Annotated in this window: 23 protein-coding genes; 4 read left to right on the top strand and 19 right to left on the bottom strand. The window is 60.4% G+C overall.

The features are described 5' to 3' along the window. Positions 1 to 74: 74 nt before the first annotated feature. From DMZ65_RS08495 to DMZ65_RS08420, 16 genes are all read right to left on the bottom strand, one after another. Positions 75 to 1,220, bottom strand: a complete 1,146-nt coding sequence (locus tag DMZ65_RS08495) for a lytic murein transglycosylase (RefSeq protein WP_116598591.1) — start codon at positions 1,218 to 1,220, stop codon at positions 75 to 77. Between the two features lie 140 nt (positions 1,221 to 1,360). Further along, a complete protein-coding gene (rnd, locus tag DMZ65_RS08490; RefSeq protein ID WP_116598485.1) occupies positions 1,361 to 2,518 on the bottom strand; it encodes a ribonuclease D in 1,158 nt (385 codons plus the stop codon). An 85-nt stretch (positions 2,519 to 2,603) separates the two neighbouring features. Further along, positions 2,604 to 3,194: a phosphoribosylglycinamide formyltransferase gene (gene purN, locus DMZ65_RS08485; protein ID WP_116598484.1), complete on the bottom strand. Its 591-nt coding sequence runs from the start codon at positions 3,192 to 3,194 to the stop codon at positions 2,604 to 2,606. Further along, positions 3,191 to 4,237: a phosphoribosylformylglycinamidine cyclo-ligase gene (gene purM / locus DMZ65_RS08480; protein ID WP_116598483.1), complete on the bottom strand. Its 1,047-nt coding sequence runs from the start codon at positions 4,235 to 4,237 to the stop codon at positions 3,191 to 3,193. Before purM ends, purN begins: the two co-directional genes overlap by 4 nt. Positions 4,238 to 4,382: 145 nt before the next feature. Beyond that, entirely contained in the window at positions 4,383 to 4,964 is a 582-nt protein-coding gene (locus DMZ65_RS08475; RefSeq protein WP_116598482.1) for a DUF1190 domain-containing protein, read from the bottom strand. Between the two features lie 48 nt (positions 4,965 to 5,012). Further along, positions 5,013 to 6,239: a glutathionylspermidine synthase family protein gene (locus tag DMZ65_RS08470; RefSeq protein ID WP_116598481.1), complete on the bottom strand. Its 1,227-nt coding sequence runs from the start codon at positions 6,237 to 6,239 to the stop codon at positions 5,013 to 5,015. 141 nt (positions 6,240 to 6,380) lie between these two features. After that, positions 6,381 to 7,466, bottom strand: a complete 1,086-nt coding sequence (locus DMZ65_RS08465) for an ABC transporter ATP-binding protein (RefSeq protein ID WP_116598480.1) — start codon at positions 7,464 to 7,466, stop codon at positions 6,381 to 6,383. Next, a complete protein-coding gene (locus DMZ65_RS08460) occupies positions 7,463 to 8,254 on the bottom strand; it encodes an ABC transporter permease (protein WP_116598479.1) in 792 nt (263 codons plus the stop codon). Before DMZ65_RS08460 ends, DMZ65_RS08465 begins: the two co-directional genes overlap by 4 nt. Beyond that, on the bottom strand, positions 8,251 to 9,237 hold the full coding sequence (locus DMZ65_RS08455) for an ABC transporter permease (RefSeq protein WP_116598478.1): 987 nt from the start codon (positions 9,235 to 9,237) through the stop codon (positions 8,251 to 8,253). The genes DMZ65_RS08460 and DMZ65_RS08455 overlap by 4 nt, the downstream gene beginning before the upstream one ends. A 93-nt stretch (positions 9,238 to 9,330) precedes the next feature. Further along, entirely contained in the window at positions 9,331 to 10,437 is a 1,107-nt protein-coding gene (locus DMZ65_RS08450) for an ABC transporter substrate-binding protein (protein WP_116598477.1), read from the bottom strand. A 48-nt stretch (positions 10,438 to 10,485) separates the two neighbouring features. Then, a complete protein-coding gene (locus tag DMZ65_RS08445) occupies positions 10,486 to 11,622 on the bottom strand; it encodes an NAD/NADP octopine/nopaline dehydrogenase family protein (RefSeq protein ID WP_232824939.1) in 1,137 nt (378 codons plus the stop codon). A gap of 79 nt (positions 11,623 to 11,701) precedes the next feature. Continuing rightward, complete coding sequence (locus DMZ65_RS08440) at positions 11,702 to 12,289, bottom strand: peroxidase-related enzyme (protein ID WP_116598476.1); 588 nt, start codon at positions 12,287 to 12,289, stop codon at positions 11,702 to 11,704. Further along, on the bottom strand, positions 12,286 to 12,768 hold the full coding sequence (locus DMZ65_RS08435; RefSeq protein ID WP_116598475.1) for a hypothetical protein: 483 nt from the start codon (positions 12,766 to 12,768) through the stop codon (positions 12,286 to 12,288). The genes DMZ65_RS08440 and DMZ65_RS08435 overlap by 4 nt, the downstream gene beginning before the upstream one ends. Next, positions 12,765 to 14,237: an NAD(P)-binding domain-containing protein gene (locus tag DMZ65_RS08430; protein WP_116598589.1), complete on the bottom strand. Its 1,473-nt coding sequence runs from the start codon at positions 14,235 to 14,237 to the stop codon at positions 12,765 to 12,767. The genes DMZ65_RS08435 and DMZ65_RS08430 overlap by 4 nt, the downstream gene beginning before the upstream one ends. Before the next feature lie 39 nt (positions 14,238 to 14,276). Next, complete coding sequence (locus tag DMZ65_RS08425) at positions 14,277 to 15,614, bottom strand: MFS transporter (RefSeq protein ID WP_116598474.1); 1,338 nt, start codon at positions 15,612 to 15,614, stop codon at positions 14,277 to 14,279. Continuing rightward, the gene (locus tag DMZ65_RS08420) at positions 15,611 to 17,071 is read right to left on the bottom strand and encodes an aminotransferase class V-fold PLP-dependent enzyme (RefSeq protein ID WP_116598473.1); all 1,461 of its coding nucleotides are present in this window, start codon (positions 17,069 to 17,071) and stop codon (positions 15,611 to 15,613) included. The genes DMZ65_RS08425 and DMZ65_RS08420 overlap by 4 nt, the downstream gene beginning before the upstream one ends. 110 nt (positions 17,072 to 17,181) lie before the next feature. Here DMZ65_RS08420 and DMZ65_RS08415 point away from each other — a divergent pair, with 110 nt between their 5' ends. Next, on the top strand, positions 17,182 to 17,646 hold the full coding sequence (locus tag DMZ65_RS08415) for an Lrp/AsnC family transcriptional regulator (RefSeq protein WP_116598472.1): 465 nt from the start codon (positions 17,182 to 17,184) through the stop codon (positions 17,644 to 17,646). Between the two features lie 48 nt (positions 17,647 to 17,694). Here DMZ65_RS08415 and DMZ65_RS08410 read toward each other — a convergent pair whose 3' ends face one another. After that, positions 17,695 to 18,687 (bottom strand): hypothetical protein, encoded by a 993-nt coding sequence (locus tag DMZ65_RS08410; RefSeq protein WP_116598471.1) that lies wholly within the window; start codon positions 18,685 to 18,687, stop codon positions 17,695 to 17,697. A 10-nt stretch (positions 18,688 to 18,697) separates the two neighbouring features. Beyond that, positions 18,698 to 19,465: a hypothetical protein gene (locus DMZ65_RS08405; RefSeq protein ID WP_116598470.1), complete on the bottom strand. Its 768-nt coding sequence runs from the start codon at positions 19,463 to 19,465 to the stop codon at positions 18,698 to 18,700. 80 nt (positions 19,466 to 19,545) lie between these two features. Here DMZ65_RS08405 and DMZ65_RS08400 point away from each other — a divergent pair, with 80 nt between their 5' ends. Then, entirely contained in the window at positions 19,546 to 20,607 is a 1,062-nt protein-coding gene (locus tag DMZ65_RS08400) for a hypothetical protein (RefSeq protein WP_157960585.1), read from the top strand. Here the strand turns inward: DMZ65_RS08400 and DMZ65_RS08395 are convergent, their stop codons facing one another. Further along, the gene (locus DMZ65_RS08395; RefSeq protein WP_157960584.1) at positions 20,608 to 21,309 is read right to left on the bottom strand and encodes a HEAT repeat domain-containing protein; all 702 of its coding nucleotides are present in this window, start codon (positions 21,307 to 21,309) and stop codon (positions 20,608 to 20,610) included. A 329-nt stretch (positions 21,310 to 21,638) separates the two neighbouring features. Here DMZ65_RS08395 and DMZ65_RS08390 point away from each other — a divergent pair, with 329 nt between their 5' ends. After that, the gene (locus tag DMZ65_RS08390; RefSeq protein ID WP_157960583.1) at positions 21,639 to 22,496 is read left to right on the top strand and encodes a hypothetical protein; all 858 of its coding nucleotides are present in this window, start codon (positions 21,639 to 21,641) and stop codon (positions 22,494 to 22,496) included. A gap of 47 nt (positions 22,497 to 22,543) precedes the next feature. After that, on the top strand, positions 22,544 to 24,172 hold the full coding sequence (locus tag DMZ65_RS08385) for a peptidoglycan-binding domain-containing protein (RefSeq protein WP_116598466.1): 1,629 nt from the start codon (positions 22,544 to 22,546) through the stop codon (positions 24,170 to 24,172). The last annotated feature ends 234 nt before the right edge of the window (positions 24,173 to 24,406 follow it).

The raw sequence follows: 24,406 nt of genomic DNA, 5'->3' as shown, positions 1-24,406 counted from the left end.
CAATCACATGCGTAAACGCGGCTGCACGGCAAGTTTCACGCACTGACACCCCACGCCAACATCACGCCTGCCCGTTACGCGCCAAGCGCACGAAGCAATTCCGGTGAGGGATCACCCGTGGCGGACAGGCCGATACTGCTCTGATAGGCGGCGATTGCCGTGCGGCTGTTCGGTCCGATCACGCCATCCGCGCCGCCCGTGTCAAAACCGCGAGAGGTCAGACGCTGTTGCAGCCGGATACGGTCATCCTTGGTCAGGCCAAACCTGTCAGGCGGGAAACTGGCGCGAATTGGGCCACCTCCCGCGATACGATCCGCAAGATGGCCCACCCCGATCGCATAGCTGTCAGAGTTGTTGTAGCGTTTGATCACCCCGAAATTGGAGGTCACGGCAAAGCGTGGCCCACCCGGCTGCGGCTGGATGATCCGGCCCGACGGCGCGCCAGTTCCAGCCTCGCCGCCCCATTTCACACCGCGCGTCCAGCCATTTTTCGCAAGATACGCCGCTGTCGAGGCGAGCGAGTCTGTCGGATCTTCCGACCAGATGTCACGGCGCCCGTCGCCGGTGAAATCAACGGCAAAGGCCTGATAGGAGGTGGGAATGAACTGCGTATGTCCCATCGCGCCCGCCCATGAGCCTTTGAGATTGGCGGCCGCCACATCGCCGTTCTGAAGAATTCTGAGGGCCGCGATCAGCTGCTTTTCAAAGAACGCTCCGCGCCGTCCGTCAAAGGCCAGCGTTGACGTGGCCGATATGACCGGCACATCGCCACGCCGTTCGCCATAGAAGCTCTCCAGCCCCCAGATGGCGGTGACGATTTCGGCTGACACACCGTAGCGCGATTCCACGGCTGCAAGGGTTGTCCGGTGTCGGGCAAAGGCGGCGCGCCCCTTGGTCACACGCTCATCCGAGGCGGCGATGGCAAGATAATCCTCAAGCGTCCGGCTGAATTCGGTCTGGTCGCGATCCCGCGTGACGACGCCCGGCAAATACCCCGTGCCACGAAAGCCCGCATCAAGCGTGGCGCGCGTGATGCCCTGCCCTTCGGCGCGCGAACGAAAGCTGTTCACCCAAGCCTCATAGCCCGGATTGGGAACCGGCCGCAGATCGGCAGGCAAGCCCGCCGCACCGCCTGGGCCGCGCAGGCCGACGGAGTTGCCACAAGCGGAAACGCCCAATGCCCCCAAACCAAAAAGAACTGTTCGTCGAGTAGAGCGCATAATCTGACCACCATCCATTTTGCTGAATCCTAACGCAGCTCGAACCGGTCTAAAAGCCGGATCTCACCGCCGCAAAGCAACCTGCAAAACTTGAGCAAAATATCGCTAAAGGCCCGCACCAAATCTGGCTGCGTCGCGGATCAGAGCTCAATGACCCTGACGGAACTGCCTTTGGCGGCAAGTGCAATCCGGCCCTCGCAGAGTTTCAGGGCATCGTCGCCAAACACCTCTCGGCGCCACCCGTTCAGCGCCGCAACATCGCGCAGACCGGCCGCAAGACCGTCCAGATCGGCGGCAGGCGCGATCAATTTTGACGCAACGCCAGAGCTTTCGGATTTGGCCTTCAGCAGCACTCGCAGCAGATCGGCCAAAGCGGGGTTCACCTGCAACTTTTCGCGGCTGCGATCGGGTTCCGGCAGCTTTTCCTTTGGACAGTTCATCCCGTCGGCGACGGCCTTCAGGATACCCTCGGCAATCTCACCCTTGCGGGCCTCGCGCAGCAGCAGGCGCGAACGCCCTAGCTCTGCCATATTGGTGGGTTTGGTCGACGCCAGTTCCACCAGCGCATCGTCCTTGATGACCCGGTTGCGCGGCACGTCGCGCCCCTGTGCATAGGCCTCTCGGAAGGTTGCCAATTCCCGCACGATGGCCAGAAAGCGCGGTGAGTTGGAACGGGTCTTTATTCGTTTCCAGGCGTCTTCGGGCTGCGTCACATAGGTGTCGGGGCTGGTCAGCGTGCCCAGTTCCTCGGCCAGCCAATGATGGCGCTTGGTCTGCTTCAACTTGTCGGCGAGATATTCGTAGATGACGCGCAGATGTGTGACATCGGCCAGCGCATAGGTCTTTTGCGCGTCGGACAGCGGCCGGTGCGACCAATCCGTAAAACGCGAGGATTTGTCGAGCTGCTGTTTGGCGATCTTGCGCACCAGCGTCTCGTACCCGACCTGATCGCCGAAACCGCACACCATCGCCGCCACCTGCGTGTCGAAAAGCGGCTCGGGAATGACACCGGCATCGACGTAGAAGATTTCCAGATCCTGACGGGCCGCGTGGAACACCTTGACGACAGAGGTGTCGCGGAAAAGTTCGTAAAGCGGTTCGAGTGAAAGATCGCCCGCAAGCGGATCGACAAGAACCGCGTCATCATTGCCATCGCCGGGATAGGCCAACTGGATCAGACAGAGTTTCGAATAATATGTCCGTTCCCGCAGAAATTCCGTGTCAACCGTGACATAGGGCATTTGCCGGGCTTTGGCGCAAAATTCCGCAAGCGCCTGCGTCGTCGTCAGTGTCTGCATTCGTGTCTTCAGCTTCCTGCAAGGATGGCGGATTGTCCGCGCGTTTCACCGACGTTAGCGGGGATTCAGGCGGATTGCCAGCGGGTCAGCCCAGCAGGACAGGCGTTCGGTCATTCCCGGCAAAACGGCGCAGGACCGCCGGATAAAGCCGGTGCTCCATCGTAAGCACCCGCGCGGCGAGATCATCGGGTGTATCGTCCGCCTTTACCGGTACGCGCGCCTGACCAAGGATCGGCCCGTCGTCAAGCTCTGCCGTGACCTCGTGTACGGTGCAGCCATGTTCGCTATCACCCGCTTCAAGCGCGCGGGCATGGGTGTGCAACCCGCGATATTTCGGCAGAAGTGACGGGTGGATGTTGATCATCCGCCCTTTCCATCCGTTCACGAAAGGCGCGGTCAGAACACGCATGAACCCGGCAAGGCACAGGATGTCGGGGGCTGCCTCTTCCAGCCGGGCCTGAAGTGCGGCCTCAAACGCGGCGCGGTCGCCCTTGTAGGGGCGATGGTCGATGGCGGCAGTCGGCACGCCAAGGGCTGCGGCCTTCGCCAACCCTGCCGCGTCCGGATCATTGGCCAGCACCAGACAGGGGCGCGCCGGGTGGTCGTCGGTCATATCCTCGACCAGACGCAGCATGTTTGACCCGCCGCCCGAAATCAGGATGGCGACTCGCTTCACCGAAGCGAACCGCTATAGGCGACGCCCTGCCGGGCTGTGACGGTGCCCATTCGGGTGACGGTCTCACCGGCATTGCCGAGGATCGTGGTCAGCGCATCGGCACGGTCTGGCGCCACTGCGGCGATCATCCCGATACCGCAATTGAAGGTCTTGAGCAGTTCGGCCTCTGCCATCCCGCCCGTTTCGGCCATCCAGTCAAAGACCGGGGGCAGATCCCAACTGTTCAGATCAATCTGTGCCCCCAGACCTTCAGGCAAGACGCGCGGCAGGTTTTCGGTCAGCCCACCACCGGTGATATGCGCCAAAGCGTGCACGCCACCGGCGCGCACCGCCTCCAGCACCTGACGCACATAAAGCCGGGTCGGCGTCAGCAAGGCCTCGCCCAGCGTGCCGTCCTGCCAAGGGCAATCGGCATCCCAGCCAAGGCCCGAAACCTCTACCAGCTTGCGCACAAGGCTGTAGCCATTGGAATGCACGCCGTCACTGGCAAGGCCCAGCAGAATGTCGCCCTCGGCCACGCCCGACGGCAGATCCTGACCGCGTTCCATCGCGCCCACGGCAAAGCCCGCAAGGTCGAAATCGCCTGCCGGATACATGCCCGGCATCTCGGCCGTCTCGCCACCGATCAGCGCCGCGCCGGATTGCGCGCAGCCTTCGGCAATGCCTTCGATGACCTGCGCGGCAGTGTCCGTATCCAGCTTTCCCGTCGCGAAATAATCCAGAAAGAACAGCGGCTCTGCGCCCTGACAGACAAGATCGTTGACGCACATCGCAACCAGATCAATCCCCACGCCCGAGACATGACCGGTGTCGATCGCGATCCGCAGCTTGGTGCCCACGCCATCCGTCGCGGCCACCAGAACCGGATCGCTGTAGCCTGCGCCCCTGAGGTCGAACAGCGCGCCGAACCCGCCAAGCCCCGACATAACGCCGGGCCGTTTGGTCCGCGCGGCCGCCGGTTTGATCCGGTCCACCAATGCGTTGCCCGCGTCGATATCCACACCCGCATCCGCATAGGTGATGCCGTTCTTGCCGTCGCTCATCGCTGCTCTCCACGTCGCCTGCGCGCGCCTTACTGGATTGACCGGGCAATCTCAATCGCAAACCCGCATCGCGCTCCTGAACCGACGATTGCGCAAGGCTTGCCGCTACGGTCTGTCACGATGTCGGTTTTGCGGTGATCACTGCCTAACCACCAAAGCCGGTGCGCCCCGAACCGGTTCTGCCAAAACCGCCACGGGACGTCGCGGTGGCGCGCGACATCGGTGTCTTTCCGGCCGTCGTGGCGGGGCGGGTGAATTGCGCCGTGTTCAGCTTCGCCGCGCCGCGATTGGACGAAAATGTGCTGGACCGCGCTGCGTTGGTGAACTTGCCATCCTTGGTCTTGTAAAGCGGTTGTGACGCCGCCATCCCGGTGCGCCCGCCCAGCATATTGCCGATCAGATAGCCGGCAAGCAGCGGCATGAAGATGCCCCCCGATCCGCCCTGCTGGGCGCTGGCCTCGGTTCCGCAGGCACCTTCGCCGTGCTGTTCCTCGCAGACCTGCAAACTGTCATAGCGCGGCGCGGATTCGACATGCAGGGCCTTTGCTTCCGCAATGGCCGCTTCGCAATCCTGAACCGAAAACATGCCGCCACGGGTGGCCTCATCGGTGCAGCTTTGCAGATCGGGAAAGGCCGCGGCATCAACCTGCTCTTCGCGGCAGCCCGCAAGGGTGAAGGCCGCAGCGCCCAGGATGGCGATGGCGACCCGATTGGAACGTTTGGTCATGTGCGGTCCTGTGTCTTGGTCAGTTGTCGGTTCGAGAGGTAGCGCAAATCACGCAAGAATGTAATGCGGCTTGAAGCGCGACAGATCCTGCGTGATGCGGGACTTGTCTTCCCGAATGCCAATTCCCACGAAAGCATCCCCGACAACCCAGGCCCCGACCACCGGACGAAACCCGGCAAATTGCGGCAAGGGCGCATAGGCCTGAACAATGCGCGGATGCTCTGCATAGTCGGTGTTCTGCGACCGCTCGACGGTGTCGCCATCCTGCACGATCTCGACCGAAGCGCCCTCGCGCGACAGGATCGGCTTGCGGACATATCCGGCCGTCAGTTTTGCCTTGGCCCGGTCGAATGCGGCTGCAACCTCGGGCGCCACAGCGCCCTGCCCGGCCAATGCATCGCTGACATCCTGTTCAAAGAAGGCAGGCAGAAGGTTTGGATGCCCTTCAAACATCTGCCACAGCACCGGCAGAAGCCCCTTGTTGGACAGGAGTGCTTTCCAAGCGGGTTCAAGAAACAGGCAGCCCGATCCGGCAATGTGACTGGCATAGTCATCGCGCAGCAGATCTTCCCACGGATACAGCTTGAACAGCACGGCGATGCGGCGATCCTGATCGTCCAGAAACTGGCCATCATCGCTAAGCGCGATCTTGTCGAGGTCGCAATAATGCGCGCCCAGGCCCGCCTCGCGCGCGGCCCAGCCCATCGCTTCGACGGTGCCGTAATCCTCTGGGTTGCCAGCAACGGCGGTGAAATGAAGATCGCTGTCGGCCTCAAAAACTGCGCCGAACCGCGCAACAAGGGCTTCGTGGATGCCGTTGAACTGATCCGCCCCTTCGGGCAAGACACCGGCGGCAAGCTGATCTTCCAGCCATTGCCACTGAAACGCGGCGCTTTCATAAAGCGAGGTGGGCGTGTCCGCGTTATATTCCAGCAGCTTCGCCGGGCCTTTCCCGTCATAGGCGAAATCAAACCGGCCGTAGATTTCGGGATCCCCGCGCCGCCAACTGTCCGCCACAAGATCGCGATGCGCCTCGGGAATGGCCAGCCGCTCCATCAGGGTTTCGCTGTCGACGATATGATCCACCGCCTCGCGGCACATGGCATGAAGCTCTGTCGCGGGGTCTTCCAGATCGGTTTCGATCTGTTCAAGCGAGAACGCATAGGCCGAGGTTTCGTCCCAATAGGGTTCGCCATGCATATCGGCAAAGGTAAAGCCGACTTCCTTTGCATGGTTGCGCCAGTCAGGCCGCTCGGCCAAGTCAATTTTCTGCATCTGGCTTCTCCCAAGCTTACGCCTGGGGTCTAAGCGGATTCGTATCGAGCGACCAGCGCCCGTTTACTGTAAACCGGGAAACTGTCTGACGGCGGTCCGTTTTACGGGCCGCCGCTGACGAGACATTCAAGACTTCTGCGCTTAGTCGCGCAGGACCGCCATGCTGTCGCTGTCCCAGCCGATCCAGACCGGATCGGCCCCGACGGTCTGGCCGGTCTCGGCATCGACAAAGGCGCGTAATGTGGCACCTTGTGCTTCCTCGACCATCAGGTCCACCGCCATGCGGCTGCCAAGGAACGTCTTGCCGACCACCTTGCCCTGCACGGCGTTTCCGGTTTCGGGCCGGCTGGCGTGGAATCCCAGCTTTTCCAGCCGGACCGATGCCGTAATCGGTGCACCTTCGGGCGGTGCGCCAGCGGGCGCATGTCCGCGCAAGGTCTGGCCGAACCAGTCCATGACCACAGCATCGCCGTCATGCCCGCGCATTTCGCCCGACAGCAGGTTTGTCTCGCCGATGAATTCGGCCACAAAACGGCTGGCGGGGTGGAAATACAGGTCTTCGGGCGTGCCGTCCTGTTCAACGCGGCCCTTGTTCATCACCACGATACGGTCGGACATGGTCAGCGCCTCTTCCTGATCGTGGGTCACGAAGAAGAAGGTCTTGTTGGTGCGGCGCTGGATCGATTTCAGCTCTTGCTGCACCTGCCCGCGCAACTTGGCATCCAGCGCGCCCAAAGGTTCATCCAGCAACAGCAAAGCCGGATCGGGGGCCAGCGCCCGCGCCAGCGCCACGCGCTGCCGTTGGCCGCCGGACAGTTGTGCCGGATAACGATCGCCAAAAGCGTCCAGTTCGAGAAAGGCCATGATCTCGTCAGAGCGCCGCTTGATGGATGTCTTGTCCATCCCCTTCAGTTCCAGCCCGAAAGAGATGTTCTGCCCCACCGTCATATGCGGAAACAGCGCATAATCCTGAAACACCATGTTCACCTGCCGCTTTTCGGGCGGCTGCGTCGTCACGTCCTGACCGTCCAGGATAACACGGCCCGTGGTCGGACGCTCGAACCCGCCAAGGATACGCAGGGTCGTGGATTTCCCGCATCCCGACGGCCCGAGGAAGGTCACGAACTCGCCGCGCGCGATGTCCAGAGTGAGGTTGTCCAGCGCCACGGTGTCGCCGAAGTGCTTCGAGACGCCCTCGATGCGGACAAGGGGTGTTTGATCGGTCATGCTTTGGTGTCCTTGTTCATGCGGCGGGTGAAACGCTCTGCCCAGATGCCGATGGCGGCGGTCAGGACAAGCGCCACTGTGGCGATGGCGTTGATCTCGGGCGACATGCCCGATTTCAGCTTTGCGAAGATCAGGACCGGCAGGGTCGGCTCGTAGCCGCCAAGGAAGAAGGAGCGGACAAAATCGTCAAAGCTGAGCAGAAGACAGAAGATGCTGGCCCCCAGAATGGCCGGCACAAGATAGGGCAGCGTGATGCGCAGAAAGGCGATGATCGGATCAGCGCCAAGGTCGCGCGCGGCCTCCAGTTGGCTTTTCGGCAGGGTCGACAGCCGCGCCATGACAACAAGCACCACGAAAGGCACGTTATGCACGGCATGCGCCCAGACAATGGCCCCCATGCCGGGTTCTATCCCCAGATAACGGGCATAGATCCGGAACGCGATGGCAGAGATGATACCCGGCACCAGCGCCGGCAGAACGGTCATCCCGAAAATGGCCGTCCGGCCCCAGAATTTGCGCCCCTCAAGCAACACGGCGATCCATGTCCCGACAGCCACGGAAATCAGCGTAGCCAGCACGGCGATGGCAGCGGAATAGCCAAGGGTCGAGAGGATCTCGGCATCGGCGAAAATCCCGGTATACCAGTCAAGCGTCCATGACTTGATCGGGAAGCCGATGAATTTGCTGTCCTTGAAACCCATCAGGATCATCAGGATCAGCGGAACAAAGACATAGAGCACGAAGGCCCAGTAGACGCAGGACAGCAGAATACGGTTGCCGCGGTTCATTTGGTATCTCCCTTGCGCAGGGCGTTCATCAGTTTCTGGAATACGGCCGTCAGGACCAGCGCCGCAAAGAACATGATCGTGGCAAAGGCCGCGCCCGTGGGCCATTCATCGCCCGCGACGTGAAAGAACCCGGCGATGGTTTCGGCGAATGTCGTGGTCGATGGCCCGCCCAGAAGAACCGGCGTGGCGTAGAACCCCGTCGAGATCAAAAAGACCAGCGTACAGCCCGACGAAATCCCCTCGATCGTCAGCGGCAGCGTCACCCGGCGGAACCGGGTCCATGCCCCTGCCCCCAGATCGGCGGCGGCCTCGTTATAGCTGCGCGGCAGTTTCTCCAGCGCGGAGTAGAGCGGCAGCAACATGTAAAGCGCGGTCAGGTAGACGATGCCCACCCCCATGGAAAAGCTGGTATACATGAACGGGATCGGCCGGTCGATCAGGCCCAATGACTGGAGCACAAGGTTCAGCGCCCCGGTATTGCCCAGCAGGATCATGATCGCATAGGTGCGCACGATTTCGCCCACCCAGAACGGGATCAGCAGCAGCAAAAGAAACAGCATCTGGTTCTTGCGGCTGACATGCCGGGCCAGAAAGTAGGCGACCGGATAGGTCAGGATCAGCGTGCAGAAGGTAAACCCGCCCGCGAAGATCAATGTGCGGAAAAACGGTTGCCAGAAGATCTGATCGCCGAAGAAGCGGGCGTAATTGTCCAGCGTGAAATGCTGTTCTACCCCGGGGGCCACCGGATAGGCATCTGTCAGGCTGACCCTGACCATCTGCAACATCGGGCCAAGGTGCTGGGTCAGCACCCAGAGCAGCGGAAAGATTGCAAGGATCAGGAACTGCCGGCGTGGAGACGCCGTGACCAACCCCATCAGCGCGCGATAAGGGGACCAGTTGGACAGACGCCCCCAAAAGGTGCGCCCGACCCTGGTATGCGCGTCGACATCCTGGGTGGCACGCGAGGCTGCCTCATTGCTCATACGGGGGTCCTCTTTCAAGAAGATCTGGTGTGAAGGTTTGTGGCACCCTGCCCGCCAGATCGGGCGGACAAGGGCGTTTCTTTGCTGACGCGATCAAGCGGCCTTGATGGCCTCGACCGCGGGGTCCATGAGACCGTATTTCAGCTCGTTTTGCTCGGCGCGGAAGAATTGCAGGTTGGCAAGCTGCTCTTCCGGGAAGGAGGTCGATTTCTTCTCCAGATCCGTCAGATATTGCGCGGAATCCTTGTAGGTGGAAATGAAACCGGATGCTTTGGTCATCGCCGCACCGATCTCGGGCGACGACAGCATCGCATCGAGGAACGTATAGGCATTGTCGGCATTGGGCGCGTTATTGGCGACATTCAGCGTGTAGACAAACCCGTAAGAGCCTTCCTGCGGGATGCTCATCGCCAGTGGGAAGCCGTCATTGATCAGGGCCGCCGCCGGGCCGTTCCAGCTATGGCCAAGCGCGATGTCCTGATTGACGAACATCTGCTGGATCTCGGCACCGCTGTCGTAATATTTACGCACCAGGGGCTTCTTTTCGATCATGAATTGCTGGATCTCTGCCATGATCTCGGCAGCCTTTTCATGATCGTCGGCATATTCGATGAAGTTGCCGTCATAGCCCTTCATCAGCATCACGATCGACAGCATGTCCTGAATGATATAGGCGGTCTGGCCCTTGTATTTCTCCGAGAACAGCGTGTCCCAGGTCTGCGCTTCCTCGGCGGTGACCAGATCGGTGTTGTAGGACAGCACTTCCATCCCGGACAGGATCGGAACGCCCCACTTGTTGCCATTGATCGTCGACCAGTCGCTTTCGGAAAAGGTCGGGTTGATCTTGTCCCAATTGCTCAGACGATCGGTATCCATCGGTGCCAGCAAATCACTTTCGATGAATTGCAGGAACCGGTGGCCCGCGACGGTCATGATATCGACGCTCGGGTTGGGCTGTTCGGCAGCAAGCAGGTTGAACTGTTTGCCTTGGTCATCGACCAGGCGCACGTTGACCTTGATGCCGGTCTCGGCTTCGAACTGTTTCTTGAACGCTTCGGGAACGAAGTCATTATAGGTCCAGATATTGACCTCGCCGCCCTGTGCATGGGCACGGCGCAGATAGGCGGGGCTGGCAAGGGCCGCACCGGTCATTGCGGCGGTGCCGAGGAACCGGCGGCGGTTAAAAATAAGTTTAGACATATCGGGCGTCTCCTTGTTGGTCTTGGTTTTGTCCGTATCTCTTGGTGTTCAGGACACCGTTTCCGGTGTGCTCTGCAACAACCCGGTACGGGCGGCCTGTCGCAGATCGTCCAGGCTGAAGCGGTCAAGCTCCAGCGCGTTCAACAGCGTATTCTCGCGGGCGAAATCGCGGCCATACATGGCCGAGAATATCTCGATACCTGCCTCATGCAGCTTTGCGGGACAGCCTGCGAGCCGTCCCAGCACTGCCGTCAGTTGCAGCCCGTAAGGCACATCTTCGGTGACATAGCGGCTGTCGGCGGTGGCCGGACCGGTGCCGCCATTCCCTTGCGCATGCATCTGCTGGTTCATCTCGGAAATCGAGGCGATCGGCACATGAAAGCTGAGGTGGAAATGTTCAAAGATTGTCCGGACACTCAGCCCCAGCTTTTCGGCAATCGCCAGCCGCTCAAGATCCAGTTGTTCCAACAGACGGCCCACTTTGGGGGTGACGTTCTGGCCCTGGCTCCATGTCTCGCCACGCTCCATCCGGGTGATATTGCCAAGCGCGATGCCCAGATGGTTCTGCGGATTGAGGTTCGACAATGAAATCGCCAGAAGCCCGTCACGCGGCTGAAATCGGTCCCCGAACAGGTTTTGGCAAACAGCCAACGCATCATCGGCTGCGGTTTCCGGGACGGTGCACAAATCTACACGGGCGCGCAGCGTGTTGACCTTCACCGCCGCCCCTTCCTGCCGCCGCCCGGTGACAACTGTAGTGCCCCAGGCTGTGATCGGTGCGGTAACACCGCGCTTTGCCAGCAACTGCATCAGATAAACGGCCCCAAGCGAGGCATGCGACGAGATGATGACATGCTGCCCGTCGCGGATATGCGGTGCCAAAGCGTCCAGCACGGTCTTGTGGCCGTAGCCGGGCAGCGCAATCAGAAGCGTATCGTTGTCCTCGGCCAGTTGCTGTGCACTGGCGGCGACGCGCGGTGAAAACTCTGCCTCGACAGCGCCGCTGGCCTGCAAGGGCGACGCTTTCAGCGCCTCCGTTCCGGCACCGGAAGGCGACCAGAGCATCGGGTCATGCCCCTGCTCGTGCAGCAAGGCCGCGCTGCCAAAGGCGATAGAGCCTGCGCCTGCAATTCCAACTCTGGCTTTGGTCGTGGTCATCAGTCTCTCACTTTCGGTTACCGTCATGCGACTCATGCTATGCGCAGAGGGGCTGACACGTCAATATGGCGGATGCATTTCCACTAAACAGGAAAATACTGGCCGCTCACACCTTGACCTCCTGCCGCACCGGATCACCCAGCACATGCATCAGCCGGTTGGCCCAGCCGAACAGCGCCGACGAAAGGATCAGGTCGAGGATCTCTTCCTCGCTCAGCCCGGCATCGCGCAGTGCCGCCATCTCGGCGCTCCCCGCCGCGGGCGGTGCCTCTGCTGATTTGCGTGCAAAGTCAAAAATCGCGCGGTTACGGTCATTTAGATCAGCATCTTCACCTTTTGCAAAAAGCGTATCAGTGACGGCTGTGTCTTTCTCAAGCTTGGCATGGCGATCGGCATGGACGGCGGCACAATAGATGCAGCGATTGACCATCGACGCCGCCAGCGCGCCCAATTCTCGCTCTGCCCGGCTCATCCCGCCGGAGTCGTACATGATGGCGTTGAACAGTGGCGAGCGGACTTTCAGGCTTTCGACATCATGGGCCAATGTCAGCACATAATCCGACACTTTGGTGTTGGAGGGCGTGACCTGAAGCGCATCAAGCTGTGCCTGCGTGGCTTCGGCCAGCTTGACCGGCGTTACACGCGGCTGCCAATGCGGCACGGTTCGGGTGAATTTGTGGACGACGCGGCTCATGTCGGCTCTCCCTGCATCAAGCGCAATCCGGCGATCACCCGGATCTGATAGGCCAGAAACGCGACCAGCTCGCACAACCTTACGATATCGGCATCGGACACGCCCTCAGACTGAAGGCCGCTGATGTCCTCTGGTGCAATGTCGCGGGTCTGGTTGGCGACCTTGTCGACGAAGGCCACAACCGTGCCCAGCCCCTGCCCGGTGCCTGTCTCTGACAGGTCAGCCAAAACGGCATGATCCCCGGCCCCGGCCAGATAGTGCTGTGCCAAAGCCTCATCCGCAGACAGCCGCGCCACGCGTGCGGCCAATGCGGCACGGGTGGCGTGATCGAATGCACCGCAATCCTCGGGGCGCAGAACGGCGTTTTCAGCGGATTGCGTCATCTCGATGATATTGGCACGGGTGGCCGTCGCGTCGGCCACGGCGCGGCCGTTTGTCACACCGGCGATTGTCAGAACTGTCGAGTCATTATGGGTCATGCTACCTGACCTTCCCGCTTTTGCGCGCCAACCTCAAGCTCTGTCGGCTCCCATTCGTCACCTTTCAACTCTGGCGTGTCATAGTCCTGCATCGCTTGCCAATGGGTCGTCACATCCTCGGCATAGAGCGTTGCAGCCACCGCGCGGGACAACCAGGCCGCCCCTTCGCTGATGCCCGGAATATCACCGCTGATCTTGCCCAGACTGGCCGACGCGCCATAGTTGAAGCAGTAGACCTTGTTCAGCCAAGGCGCTGTGCCGGGATGCTTTTCACGGAACGTAAAATCATCGTTGAGGTAGGGAAAGCGCCCCAGATCACCAGATTCTTCGCCCTCTGGCGGGGTGTAGACGTCCTGCCACAACAATATATCGCCCGCGGTGTCGCCAAACTCTGTCCGGGCCATCGGGTCGATCACAAACCCGGTGCCAAGGATCACGAAATCCGCCTCATAGGCCGTGCCGTCAGCAAAATGCACAACCGCGAAATTGCCGCGCTGTTCGATCCGTGTCGTGGCCTTGCCGAAGTGGAAATAAGCGTTCGGATGGCGGCTGACACGTTTTGTGGAGCCGTGCGGCGGCGGCGTCTGCGTGGCAAAGCTGTACTGCATGAACCGCCAGCGCCATTCATCGGGAAGGGCTGCGTAGCCTGCGGTGAACCCGAAACTGCCGATGCCCATCATCTTGTTGATCGTCGGCATTTCCTTGCGCCGCACCAGATGACGGACCTCCGCCGCGCCATGTTCCAGCGCCTCGGCGGCATTATCGACGGCAGAGGCACCCACGCCGATCACCGCAACCCGTTTGCCCTTGAGAGCGTCAAAGTCGATCTCGTCGGCGCTATGCGCCCAAAGATGGCGCGGCAAATCCTTGATAAAGCCCGGAATATTCGGCCCGCCTGTGCCATCGCGCCCGGTTGCAAAGATCAGCTTTCGAGTCAGGATCGTTTCGGGCTTCGCACCGGATACCGACAGGCGGATCAGATCGCCTTCGGGATCGACCCTATCAACTGAAACACCGTTTTCGACAGGTATATCAAGCACCTGCCGATACCAACGAAGGTAATCCATCCACATTGGCCGCGGGATCTTGTCCAGCGCGTCCCATTCCTTGGTGCCGAATTGCGCCCGAAACCACGCCTGAAAGGTCAATGCGCCATGCCCATAGGCGGGGCCGGTCAACACTTTCGGCGAGCGCAAGGTCTCCATCCGCGCATAGTTCAGCCACGGACCTTCGCGGCCCCGCTCTGCCCGGTCAAGGACACGGATATTGTGAATACCTGCGGTCTTGAGCGCCAGCCAAGCGACCATGCCGCACATGCCGCCCCCGATAATGACCACATCCGAGACACCGTCCTGATGCGGCACCCAGTCCTTGCCTGGAACGCACAGAAATTCGAGATCTTCTCGCAGCCGTGCCTCAAGTACAGGCAAGCCCTGCGCGTCTATGGGACTTGAATCCGTTGTTTGCATGGGAATCATCCTACGGGATTTATGTGTTTCTAATCAGCATCAGTTCGCGGTCCGGGCCCAAATCGGATGAATTTCATCAATCCGGAAGGCGTGGACATGGCGATGCTGCGCGCCCTCGGCGGGCACGCTGTGCAGATGCGGGTGATCGTCGGGAAGGTCGGGATGGCTGTGCAGGCGCTCCAGCGGATCATGTGCGGGCCAGACGCGCATCGCCAGCATCGCGACCACGGCACAGGTACCCGACAGGATCAGCAGCGCCAATTCCAGCGAAACTGTTCCCGCCAGCCAACCCACCAGCGGATAGGCGACCAGCCAGCCGGCATGGCTAAGCGAGAATTGCGCGGCAAAGACCGCAGCCCTGTCGGTTTGCGACGCGGACCGGGTGATGACCAGCCCGCCGGGTGTCAGCACCAGCGAAGAGGCCGCACCAAATGCGATCCACGCGACCGCCATAACGGCGAGCGGCGGCGTTGGCAGCAGCGCGAAACCCGCCCCTGCGCAAGCAAACCCGAATGCGCCCGCAAGCATTGCGGACCGCTCGGAGATCCGCATCAGAAGGCGGGGCACGAAGACGGCACCAAGGCCGGCACCGGCCCCGTAAAAGGCCATCAGGATCGGATAGAAACGCTCGGCATCGTTCAGGCGCGCACCAGCGTAGACGACTGAATTGACCAGCACCCAGGCCATTGCCAATGACAGTGCAAAATTCAGCAGAAAAAGGCCGCGCAAACGCGGCGTGCGCCCGTAGATCCACATCCCCCGCAGCGCGCGTTTGAGGAACGGCCCCTTGCGGGCGGTCTCGCCGCGCGCCGGAAACTTTGTCATCAGCAGAGCAACGACCGACCCCAGAAAAGCCAGCGCGGCCGCGACAAACAGTGCCTCGCCGGTCACCAGATTCAGGACGGCGGCGGCAATCACCGGGCTCAGCACTGCTTCCAGCGTATAGGCGATGCGCGACCAGGCCAGCGCGCGGGTATAGGTTTCCTCTTCGGGCAAGACGTCCGGAATCACCGATTGGAACAATGGCGTGAACCCGGCGGCCAGCACGAAGAACGCAAAGGCCAGCGCGGCGACATGCCATGTTTCGGTGACAAAAACCATCGGCAACAGGATCAGCATCCGCCCCAGATCCAAGCCCACCATGGCCCGTTTACGCGAGACATTCGCCAACAGCGTTTCGGCCAGCGGTGCCAGCAGCACATAGGCCACCATCTTCAGCGCCAGCAGCAGGCCCAGCACTTTGCCGCCTGCGGCAACCCCGCCGATCCGGTACGCGGCCAGCGACAATGCAACGGTCAGCAGCCCGACGCCGACAAGCGAACAGATCTGCGCCGCGAACAGGCGGCGGAAGGCGGGACTGGAAAGCGGGCTGGTCACGATGCGAGGGTTTCTTTCACGGAGTTATCTGGTGTGAATCGGGCGGTTCTCGGGTCAGCCCGGTATTGGTCTGCATAGTCTGGCGCGTCCAGCGCAAGTTTGTCCACCGCTGAAATAATCGCATCCGCCTTGTCATCCGACAGCAGCGCCGAAAGGTTCAAACGTACCCAGCCCGGCTTTTCAAGTTCTTCCCCGCGCGCGATCGCGGCCTGCATCGTATCGGACCGGGCCTGGTCAAGGCCCAGCAACCGATGCGCATAAGGCCCGGCGCACGCACAGCCCCCCCGCGCCTGCACGCCGTAAAGATCGCTGAGCAGTCGGGTGAAAAACTGGTGATGGACGTATCCATCTGCACCGTCGCGCACCCGAAAGCTGAAAATCGGCAATGCAGTCGCGTCGGGCTGCCCCAAAATCTCGATCCGCGGGTTTTGCGACCAGCATGCCACGGCGCGCGCGCGCAATTCTGCCTGTCGTTCGTCCAGCCAGTCTTGCCCCAGCGCTTCTTTCACCATCAGCGCCAGCGCCACGCGAATATCTCCGACCACGTTGGGCGTGCCACCTTCTTCACGGTCGCTAAGCCGCGAGGAATAGGCATGCCCCCACGGCGAGACGAAACTGACCGTGCCGCCCCCCGGCAAGGTTGGACGGAACTGTCGGGCGATGGCATCTCGCAGGATCATCACGCCGGACGCTCCCGGCCCGCCGGGAAACTTGTGCGGTGAAAAGACGATGGCATCCTTGGCGGCGTCGGTTCCGGCGCACATGTCCATCTGCGTATACGGCGCAGCGCATCCGTAATCCCACAGCGCCAGCGCGCCATATGATTTCAGCAATCGCGTCACCGCATCGACATCCGTCACGATCCCGGTGACGTTGGACGCCGCCGAGAAAGAGCCGGCCAGCAGATCGGCCCCCTGCGCGGCTTCAAGCGCCGCTGTCAGTTCATCCATATCCGGGCCACCTGATGACGCCTCGGAAATCTCGATGACCTCGGCACCGCTTTCACGCCATGGCAGCAGGTTGGAGTGATGTTCGTAAGGACCAACGATCAACACGGCCCGACCGCCGCGCGCGGTGATCCCGCCAATGTCCAACAGCCCGGCAATCCGGTTGATCCCGGCGGTCGAGCCGGATCCGGTGAACACCACGCTTGTGCCTTCGCCCGCACCGGTCAGACGGGCAATTTCGGCGCGCGCGGATTCGCGCAGCCGTGTCGTGAAGGCACCGCAATAGGAGGCTTGTGTATGGCTGTTGGCGTAATAGGGCAGCACCCGGTCGCGTATGAAATCCTCGACCTGCGCCAGCGCCCGGCCCGAGGCGACATAATCGGCATAAAGCAACGGGCGGGGGCCGAACGGTCCGTCGATCGTGATGCCATCACCGATCAGCCCCGCTTGAATGCGGCGCACAAGATCCGGGCCTGCTAGCGATTTTCTGAACTCATCAAGAGGGGACATTCCGGCTCCGTCATTGGTTGGAAAGACCGATCAAATATGACACCTTACCCGCAGATTTTGTTACTGATATTCACCTTGCTAGAACAATTATTCTATCATATGAACGAAGAATGACGCAAAAACTGGATCATATTGATCGCCTCATCCTGCAAGAACTGCAACGTGATTCCGCACAGTCCCAGCGTGCGCTGAGCGACCGTATCGGATTGTCCCAAAACGCGTGCTGGCGCAGGCTCAAGACGCTGGAGGCGTCCGGCATCCTGCAAAACCGCACTGTCGTGCTGGACCGCAAACAGCTTGGCATGGGGCTGGTGGTGTTCGTCATGGTCAAGACACGCCACCATTCCGCAAGTTGGCTGAAAGAGTTTCGCCAACAGGTCACCACCATCCCCGAAGTGATCGACTTTTTTCGGATCGGGGGCGAATACGATTACCTTCTGAAAATCGTGACGCGCGACATGACCAGTTTTGACGAGGTCTACAAGCGCCTGATCGAACAGATCGAGCTTGAGACCGTCACCTCGTATTTTGCGATGGAAGCCATAGCCGAACAGCGGCCGATACCGTTAACGTGACGAAACGCACCGCTGCCAGCCTTAAAATTCGCTCGTAGTATGCTGAAATCATGGCCTCTTCCTGAGAAGTGCATTCATAACCGCGAGCGTCGCCCCGAACAGGCTAAGCAATGATGCAAAACCGATTGCCAGCGGATCGCGCGCCAGCCTCTGCGCCCAGCTTGGTTCCAGAAAGGTCGCTTTCGCTCGCGCCCGGTCCAGCCGCAAACGGCTGAAGGCTTCTTCGGTGGAGACGATCAGACGCATACCCTCGCCTTTCGCGTCGAGCGTCAGGAATGCATATGCGGAAAGCGGCGCGTCGGGGTTCATGCGTTCGACCGACACCACGTCCCCCAGAGAAAGCGCACCGCTATCCACCAGACGCGCGTCATTGCGCAACCAGAACTTTTCACGCGTCTCGAATTTGCCAGCCCGCAAAAGTTTGACCGTGCCGTTGTCAGCTTTCTGCCCGACCACCAACTGCCCCGTCAAACCAAGTCCGCCAAACTCGCTGAACGTGCTTGCAGGGATCCTGAGCAGCGTTTCGCTGACAATCTCGACATCGCCGATCATAACCGGGGTCAGATCTTCATCATCCTCATCGAACCGCACCACGACATCGACAGCGCGATTTTCACCGGAACGCAGTTCCAGATTCAGCCCCGGCGGCCAGTCCAGTTCGACAAAATCCCGCTGGAGTTCGAGATAGGCCAGCCCGTTGCAGCTCGCAATCGAAGCGTCGACGACGTCGCCCAATTCCTGTTCGGACGTGATCGCGTGCCGTGGCAGGCAGATCCGCAGGCTGGGTAATTCCCAAACGATTTGCGTATCTGAATCGGTTTCGATGCGAAGGTAGTCTGTTGTCAGGTCCAGAAAAAATGATTTGGGGCGCGGCCAGACATAATAGGCAATGACCAGCGCGAGCATGCCGACCAACAACCACGGCAGCACCCCCGCACCTTGGGTCCGCAGCAGCGACAGGCCTCTGGTCACACGCAACAGACCAAGGAACGGGCTGGCCGGGATTTTTGTGTCTCTGTCAACCGGGCGGGTTTCGTCCATGTTGGGCACGTCAGGGGATTTCTGGCGTATAAAGGTGGATGTTTGCCATCCTTGGCGGCGACGCCTTGCCATAGCGAAGGCGGGTGATCCCGACCGTCAGCACCCCGGCCTGATCGGCGGGCACCTGAACACGGCACTGGTAATTGAAACCGACGCCGGCCTCGGATGTCGGATCACACCGGATGGGCATGTCGTCCCCCGCCGCGCCGTCGAGCGGCGACAGCACTGCCTGCGGGATCAAACTGTCCGCGCGCCCTGCATTCAGGTTCAGGATCAGCGTCATGCGACCGTCGGCATCAGTTTGGGGCGTTTCAGCCGCATTCCACAACACGGGCAGAAAATCGTCCGTCACCAACCGGCAATCGCCTCTGTGCAGCGCAATCCCGTTGTTGCTTTCATCGCTGGCGCTGACAAATGCCTTGTACTCGGTTTCGTATTCAAGATCGACCAGTCCGCCGTCCCACGTCATTGGAACATGATACTCGAACAGTGCCGAATACCGGCCCTGCTTGTCTGTCGCCCGTGCGCAAAGCGTCTGCCCCTGCCAGTCCGCGCCACCGGGGATATAGCTGTAAAGTCTTGGTCCTTCGACATTCCGCGGCGCTGCGGTATGCGCGCCGACCAGCCAGTTGCCAGAGATCAGCGCGTCGCTGCGCAATTCCTCATGCACCCGCTCGCCGCGCAGCCGGAGGGCTGGGTCGGCCCACGCCTGAACGGCCGGAACCATGATGGCCGCAACCGTCACGATTGAGATCAAACTGCTTTGGATCGATGACATTCTTGGCACGCCCCCCGGATCGTGTAGTCTTTCCCCAAAGCAATAGTGACGGGGATGAGATGTTTCTGGCAAGCTCTTTGATGCGTAAATTGATGATCTTTTCGACGACGCTGATGGTTGCGGCCCCTGCATTGGCCACACAACTGGCTTTGGTGGACCGCGATGTCGGTCACGCCATGCTGTTTCAGCACCGGGGCAACTGCTTTGCGGTCCTGCCATCACATGTCGCTGTAAATGACCGCTTCTCACTGGAATTGCCGCTGCAAAGGGTTGTCGGGTCCGGCACGGCGTTTCTGCGCGACACGGCCAATGACATTGCCATCGCTTATGTCGAGGGCGGCGTCACCGCCTATTGTCACGACCAATGGGACAGTTTTGACCGCGACCTGCGCAGCCTGCTGGAAACCCGCACACGGGGAGAGATTGTGCGGCTTAGCCCCGAAGGTATTCAGGACCGGGCCGATGCACAGATTTTTGCGGTGACGCCCGAAATGGTCATTGTCCGCACGACAGACAACCTGGCGGATGGACAGATCTATCAAGGCAATAGCGGCTCGGTGCTGGAGGTTGACGGACGTGTCGTGGGCATCGCCCAGGCGGCAATCAGCGGGCGCGAGGCGCGGTTTTTCCGCATGGACGAAATCTTGCGCCGGGTTGGCCCGCAGCTTGGCGGCGGCTTGGCCGCCCGGCATCCCGACGACCTACCGCCGCCGGATGGGACCGATGGCGCACAAGGGTTCCGCGTCACCGGATGGACCGGCGCGGCGGGCGGCACCGGCGCTGCGAGCCTTGAGCCGGGGCTTTTGTCGCAGGCTTTTGTGTCACCGTGGAGCGACGAGCCGGTGCAGATCGAAATCACGCTGGACCCTGCATCTCCGGTCCCGTTAGCGGCGATAAACCTGCGAAGCGATCCTGGCGCGGCACCCGATCAAAGTCCGCCCAAAACCGTTTTGTTCGAGGTTGATGCAGGCGCGCCGGGCCGACCGTTCTGGCGTAGTCTGGGACAGCGGGACATGCCGCCCAACGGCGTCTTCGCCTATCAGACCGGCGGCATCTTCGCCCGCCGTGTACGCGTAACCATCCAGTCGATGTGGTTCGCCGACCGGCAAGCACTGCGGATCGACGGGTTGACGGTGGAATGACTATTCCTTGAGGTCGATGGCCGCGTTCGCTTTTCCGCCCTCGGCAAAGATGACACCGCGCAGCACACCGTCAGGCCCCAACGCCAAGGACGCCTGGGATCCTTGTCCACGGTTCGACTTGAACTGCACACTGGTGCCGGACACGGTCAACTCGCAAATCGCATAGCGCTCTTTGCCGGACATCCAGCAGTTTTCGGCCTTTGCCCCGATATTGAAGATATGATTGCCTTTCTTGCCGTCATGCGTGCCCCCGGCATCCGACACCCATTTAAGAACCTTGGCAGAGGACTCGTCCGTCGCCGTAACCTCGATCCGCAGATTTCCACCGGCCTCGAAAATCGCGAGGATGGCAGAGTTGCGCAGTACCGGGTTGGTCGAGAAAAGCGCGTGCTCCTTGGCGATCCGCACCAGCGCCGGATCGCCGGATTTCAACAGCAGGCGCACAGCTTCGTACTGGATGCGAGCGTCTGGATTTTGCAGCACTTCCTGATACTTGGCGATGCGCTGCGCACCTGCGGTAACACTTGCCTGAAACTCTTCAAAGCTTTGCGTCGCATTTTGCGATGTCTGAGCGGCGGCACCGTTTCCCAGCCCAACTGCCAGCGCGATAATCCCGCAGGTGCCAGCATGCCGAACGGTCGAAGACAGACGCAAACCAAGGCACTTTACCATCCCGACCATCCTTTCGATTCTACTATCCATGAAGGAATTTGGTGCTAGAGTTGGGATAATAAATCAAGACTTCTCGATTCATGACAAGGTTTTCGATGGCATTGGATTACAAAATTTGGGGTGATTTTTACACCGTACTCAAGCGAAGCTGCTGCGTTCTGGCATGGGGGGTCGCATCTGTCCTGCCCTCGCAAGGTGCCGCGAATGACGAGTCGACCGAACGCGCCTTTGTCGATTTTTTGACCCGTGCAGATTACGAGAATGCAAATTTCTATCTGCAAAACGGTCTGGTCACTCCAGAGCGGCTGGATACGGGTGCAATCTTCTACAACATCACCCATGCCGCCTATTGGCAGCAGTTGACCTCCAAAACGCAGGCCATCACCACATTGCACGGCTATCTGCAAGCGCTCAAACCGTTTGATATGAACCAGGAGGTGACGTGCGGACAATACGGCAACGATACCCAGGCCTGCGTGTTGCTGCACGACCTTGTCACCGGCGCACCGGCGAATGTGATTGCGGTTTTTGCCGATCTCGGGCTTGACCTTAACAAACTATACCCTGGCAGACCGCCTGCCACATATGACGTCATCGACCGATTGGGCGCGCAATATTCCATTTCCGACATCCAGACACTCAGCCAGAAAGGCATGATTTTTGGCGATGAGTTGTATGATCCGGCCACCCTTGCCGCACACCGCGAACGCAACACCACGATGCGCATTCAGCCGGTTCGCAATGGTGCCGCCAGACGTCCGCCACAAATGCCGCATAATTACCTGTCCATTCCGCAATTCAATTTCATGGATGCATTGGCGGTTGCTTTGGGCAACCCCTGGAGCGGCGCACAGGTTGAATCCAGCGCGCGCGATGATGCGTTGTGCCGCTATATCACTTTTCTAGCGCCGCAAATGACGCCCTCTTTCGACTATTTGCGCTTTGTCCTGGGCAACAAGAACGAATTCCGCGCCGCGCAAATTGGCGAACGAAAACGCAGTGGAAACCGGACATATGAGCCATTTCCTGCATCTTGTGTTGCTCTGATTGAAGGAATGGCGCAAAATCATGGTAACTTGACTGATGTAATTGCGCTTTTTGGCGCACGCGGCGATGTCGAGATGGCACGATGGCTGTTATCCCTTCAAGCGCAAGCGCCGCAGACGATGCCGGCCCAGGAACCTGCTCAAACCCAGGAACCACAAAACACTGAATAGAAAGAATTGTTCTGCCAGACAATTCCGTTGCAGAAAGGATAGATCCAATGCATTTTTCATCACGCAAACCCATCGCTTCCGCTGCCGTTCTTGCACTTGTTTCCGCAGGTCTTGTGACCGCGCCGGAACGGGCTTCGGCCGGAAATGATTTTCTGAAAGGCGTTATCGTCGGTGGCGTGGGCGCGGCAATCATCAACCATGCCAACAAAAATCAGCGGAAATCCGCCCCCAGAACGGTCTATAAGAAAAAGACCGTGACCAAAAGAAGCTCTGGCCCCCGCTCTACCATCGCAACCTTTGCGACCACCCGGACCGAAGTGCGCGATTATCAAACCCGGCTCAACGCGCTGGGGTACAACGCGGGCACGCCGGATGGCTTGTATGGAAAAATGACACGGAATGCGGTTTCCAGCTTTCAGGCCAGTCTGGGGGCACCGATGACCGGCAAGCTGACCTCGTCCGAAGCCGGTATTCTGATTCAACGGTCCAGCCAACCTTTGATCGCGACGACCGGACCAAGCGCGGGCTACGCGATGGCCGCCCAGCAACCGCAAGCTTATCCGCAACCGCAGACCGCTTTCCAGCAATCCCAACCGCAAACGGGCTATCCCGCGCCCGCAGCAGTGCCGTTTGGCCAACAGACCGCAGGCGCGTCCCCGGCCTTCCCGACGATGCCCGCCGGCACCGCGCCACAGGCAGCCAGTCAATCGGCAGCCGCGCCGCAAAACGCTTTCCCGACACTGGGAACCGGCACGCAGCAGCCCGCTGTCGCTGCACCTGGCTTTCCACAAGCTCCGCAGCCTCAGGGGCAGATGGCTGCTGCCACACCTCAAGGTGGTGCCTTCCCGACAATGCCCTCGGCCGTCGCGCCGCAATCCGAAACCAAACAGGCTGTTGCACCCCAATCGGCGTTCCCGTCAATCTCTACGGCTTCAGCAACCACGCCTCAGCCAGAAGGGTCTGTCGCGCCAACGTTCGGGGCCGCTCAGTCAAGCTTCCCATCACTGCAAACTGCGGCGGTCGCCGTTGCAGCCGGGGCCACATCCGCCGCACAGGCCGTTGGGTTCAAACCTACGGTTCAGATGCCCAAAGTTGCCGCCGCACCAGCCGCGGCCCCTGAAGAAGCAGAGCGGTTTTCCATCCTTGACGTCAGCACCGGCAGCAGCCTGAGCGAAGCGAAACAACAGTTGGCCTTCGAGGGCCTTACGAATTGCGAAGAGGTCAGCGGCGTCACGCATTGCTCAGCGGGAAGCGACGCCATGCAGGATCTGGTCGCCGTCAAATCCGAAGAAATGCCTGACGGGGAAATCAAGGTCGGCGCGATGAGCCGTCATCTGACTTTCACCCAACCGATGCCACAGGAAAGCCTGCGCGAGATGATGGCCGATCGCTACGCAGCCCTTCTGGATGCCCCCAACCAGATGATCGGTTCGTCGGATTGCATGTCTCTTGCGAACCTGACCTCGGGCGGCAAGGCTGAACTGACGGCGCGCATCATGTCCGGCGACAACGCATCTCTGGCCAGCCTCGCCAAAAGCTGCGGACATTTCTCGCGCATCGTGTTCGGATCTGCGGATGACAATGACCTGGTTAACGAGGTCAGCATATTCCTGTTTGATGGCAGTATTTTCGCCGATGGCGTTGAGGCGGCCAAGCCCGCGAAAATCAAGTTCTGACATCCGACATAATGCCTGCCAAGCCCCGCCGTTGATTTGAAAACGCGCAAGGCTTGGCAGGTTTTCAGACCTCGACCTGCTGGACCAAGCCTGCCCGTTTGTGACAAAATCGGCAGGCTTGTGTTGTTTTTCGGGGATTATACGCTGAGCACCCTCACCAAAGACGCTGCCAATTCCGAATAATCGTACAAATTCTGGACGCTGAGCGCACTGCACTCTGGCAGCATGTCGATG

The sequence above is a fragment of the Primorskyibacter marinus genome, from assembly GCF_003313245.1.
GTDB classification, from domain to species: Bacteria; Pseudomonadota; Alphaproteobacteria; order Rhodobacterales; family Rhodobacteraceae; genus Primorskyibacter; species Primorskyibacter marinus.
This window is presented reverse-complemented; position numbering and strand designations above follow the sequence as displayed.

What these genes read in the sequence shown, in the direction of transcription:
- DMZ65_RS08495 (WP_116598591.1), bottom strand. Translation starts at nt 1,220, where the DNA reads ATGCGCTCTACTCGACGAACAGTTCTTTTTGGTTTGGGGGCATTGGGC.
- rnd (WP_116598485.1), bottom strand. Translation starts at nt 2,518, where the DNA reads ATGCAGACACTGACGACGACGCAGGCGCTTGCGGAATTTTGCGCCAAA.
- purM (WP_116598483.1), bottom strand. Translation starts at nt 4,237, where the DNA reads ATGAGCGACGGCAAGAACGGCATCACCTATGCGGATGCGGGTGTGGAT.
- DMZ65_RS08475 (WP_116598482.1), bottom strand. Translation starts at nt 4,964, where the DNA reads ATGACCAAACGTTCCAATCGGGTCGCCATCGCCATCCTGGGCGCTGCG.
- DMZ65_RS08470 (WP_116598481.1), bottom strand. Translation starts at nt 6,239, where the DNA reads ATGCAGAAAATTGACTTGGCCGAGCGGCCTGACTGGCGCAACCATGCA.
- DMZ65_RS08465 (WP_116598480.1), bottom strand. Translation starts at nt 7,466, where the DNA reads ATGACCGATCAAACACCCCTTGTCCGCATCGAGGGCGTCTCGAAGCAC.
- DMZ65_RS08460 (WP_116598479.1), bottom strand. Translation starts at nt 8,254, where the DNA reads ATGAACCGCGGCAACCGTATTCTGCTGTCCTGCGTCTACTGGGCCTTC.
- DMZ65_RS08455 (WP_116598478.1), bottom strand. Translation starts at nt 9,237, where the DNA reads ATGAGCAATGAGGCAGCCTCGCGTGCCACCCAGGATGTCGACGCGCAT.
- DMZ65_RS08450 (WP_116598477.1), bottom strand. Translation starts at nt 10,437, where the DNA reads ATGTCTAAACTTATTTTTAACCGCCGCCGGTTCCTCGGCACCGCCGCA.
- DMZ65_RS08445 (WP_232824939.1), bottom strand. Translation starts at nt 11,622, where the DNA reads ATGACGGTAACCGAAAGTGAGAGACTGATGACCACGACCAAAGCCAGA.
- DMZ65_RS08440 (WP_116598476.1), bottom strand. Translation starts at nt 12,289, where the DNA reads ATGAGCCGCGTCGTCCACAAATTCACCCGAACCGTGCCGCATTGGCAG.
- DMZ65_RS08435 (WP_116598475.1), bottom strand. Translation starts at nt 12,768, where the DNA reads ATGACCCATAATGACTCGACAGTTCTGACAATCGCCGGTGTGACAAAC.
- DMZ65_RS08430 (WP_116598589.1), bottom strand. Translation starts at nt 14,237, where the DNA reads ATGCAAACAACGGATTCAAGTCCCATAGACGCGCAGGGCTTGCCTGTA.
- DMZ65_RS08420 (WP_116598473.1), bottom strand. Translation starts at nt 17,071, where the DNA reads ATGTCCCCTCTTGATGAGTTCAGAAAATCGCTAGCAGGCCCGGATCTT.
- DMZ65_RS08415 (WP_116598472.1), top strand. Translation starts at nt 17,182, where the DNA reads ATGACGCAAAAACTGGATCATATTGATCGCCTCATCCTGCAAGAACTG.
- DMZ65_RS08410 (WP_116598471.1), bottom strand. Translation starts at nt 18,687, where the DNA reads ATGGACGAAACCCGCCCGGTTGACAGAGACACAAAAATCCCGGCCAGC.
- DMZ65_RS08405 (WP_116598470.1), bottom strand. Translation starts at nt 19,465, where the DNA reads ATGTCATCGATCCAAAGCAGTTTGATCTCAATCGTGACGGTTGCGGCC.
- DMZ65_RS08400 (WP_157960585.1), top strand. Translation starts at nt 19,546, where the DNA reads ATGCGTAAATTGATGATCTTTTCGACGACGCTGATGGTTGCGGCCCCT.
- DMZ65_RS08395 (WP_157960584.1), bottom strand. Translation starts at nt 21,309, where the DNA reads ATGGATAGTAGAATCGAAAGGATGGTCGGGATGGTAAAGTGCCTTGGT.
- DMZ65_RS08385 (WP_116598466.1), top strand. Translation starts at nt 22,544, where the DNA reads ATGCATTTTTCATCACGCAAACCCATCGCTTCCGCTGCCGTTCTTGCA.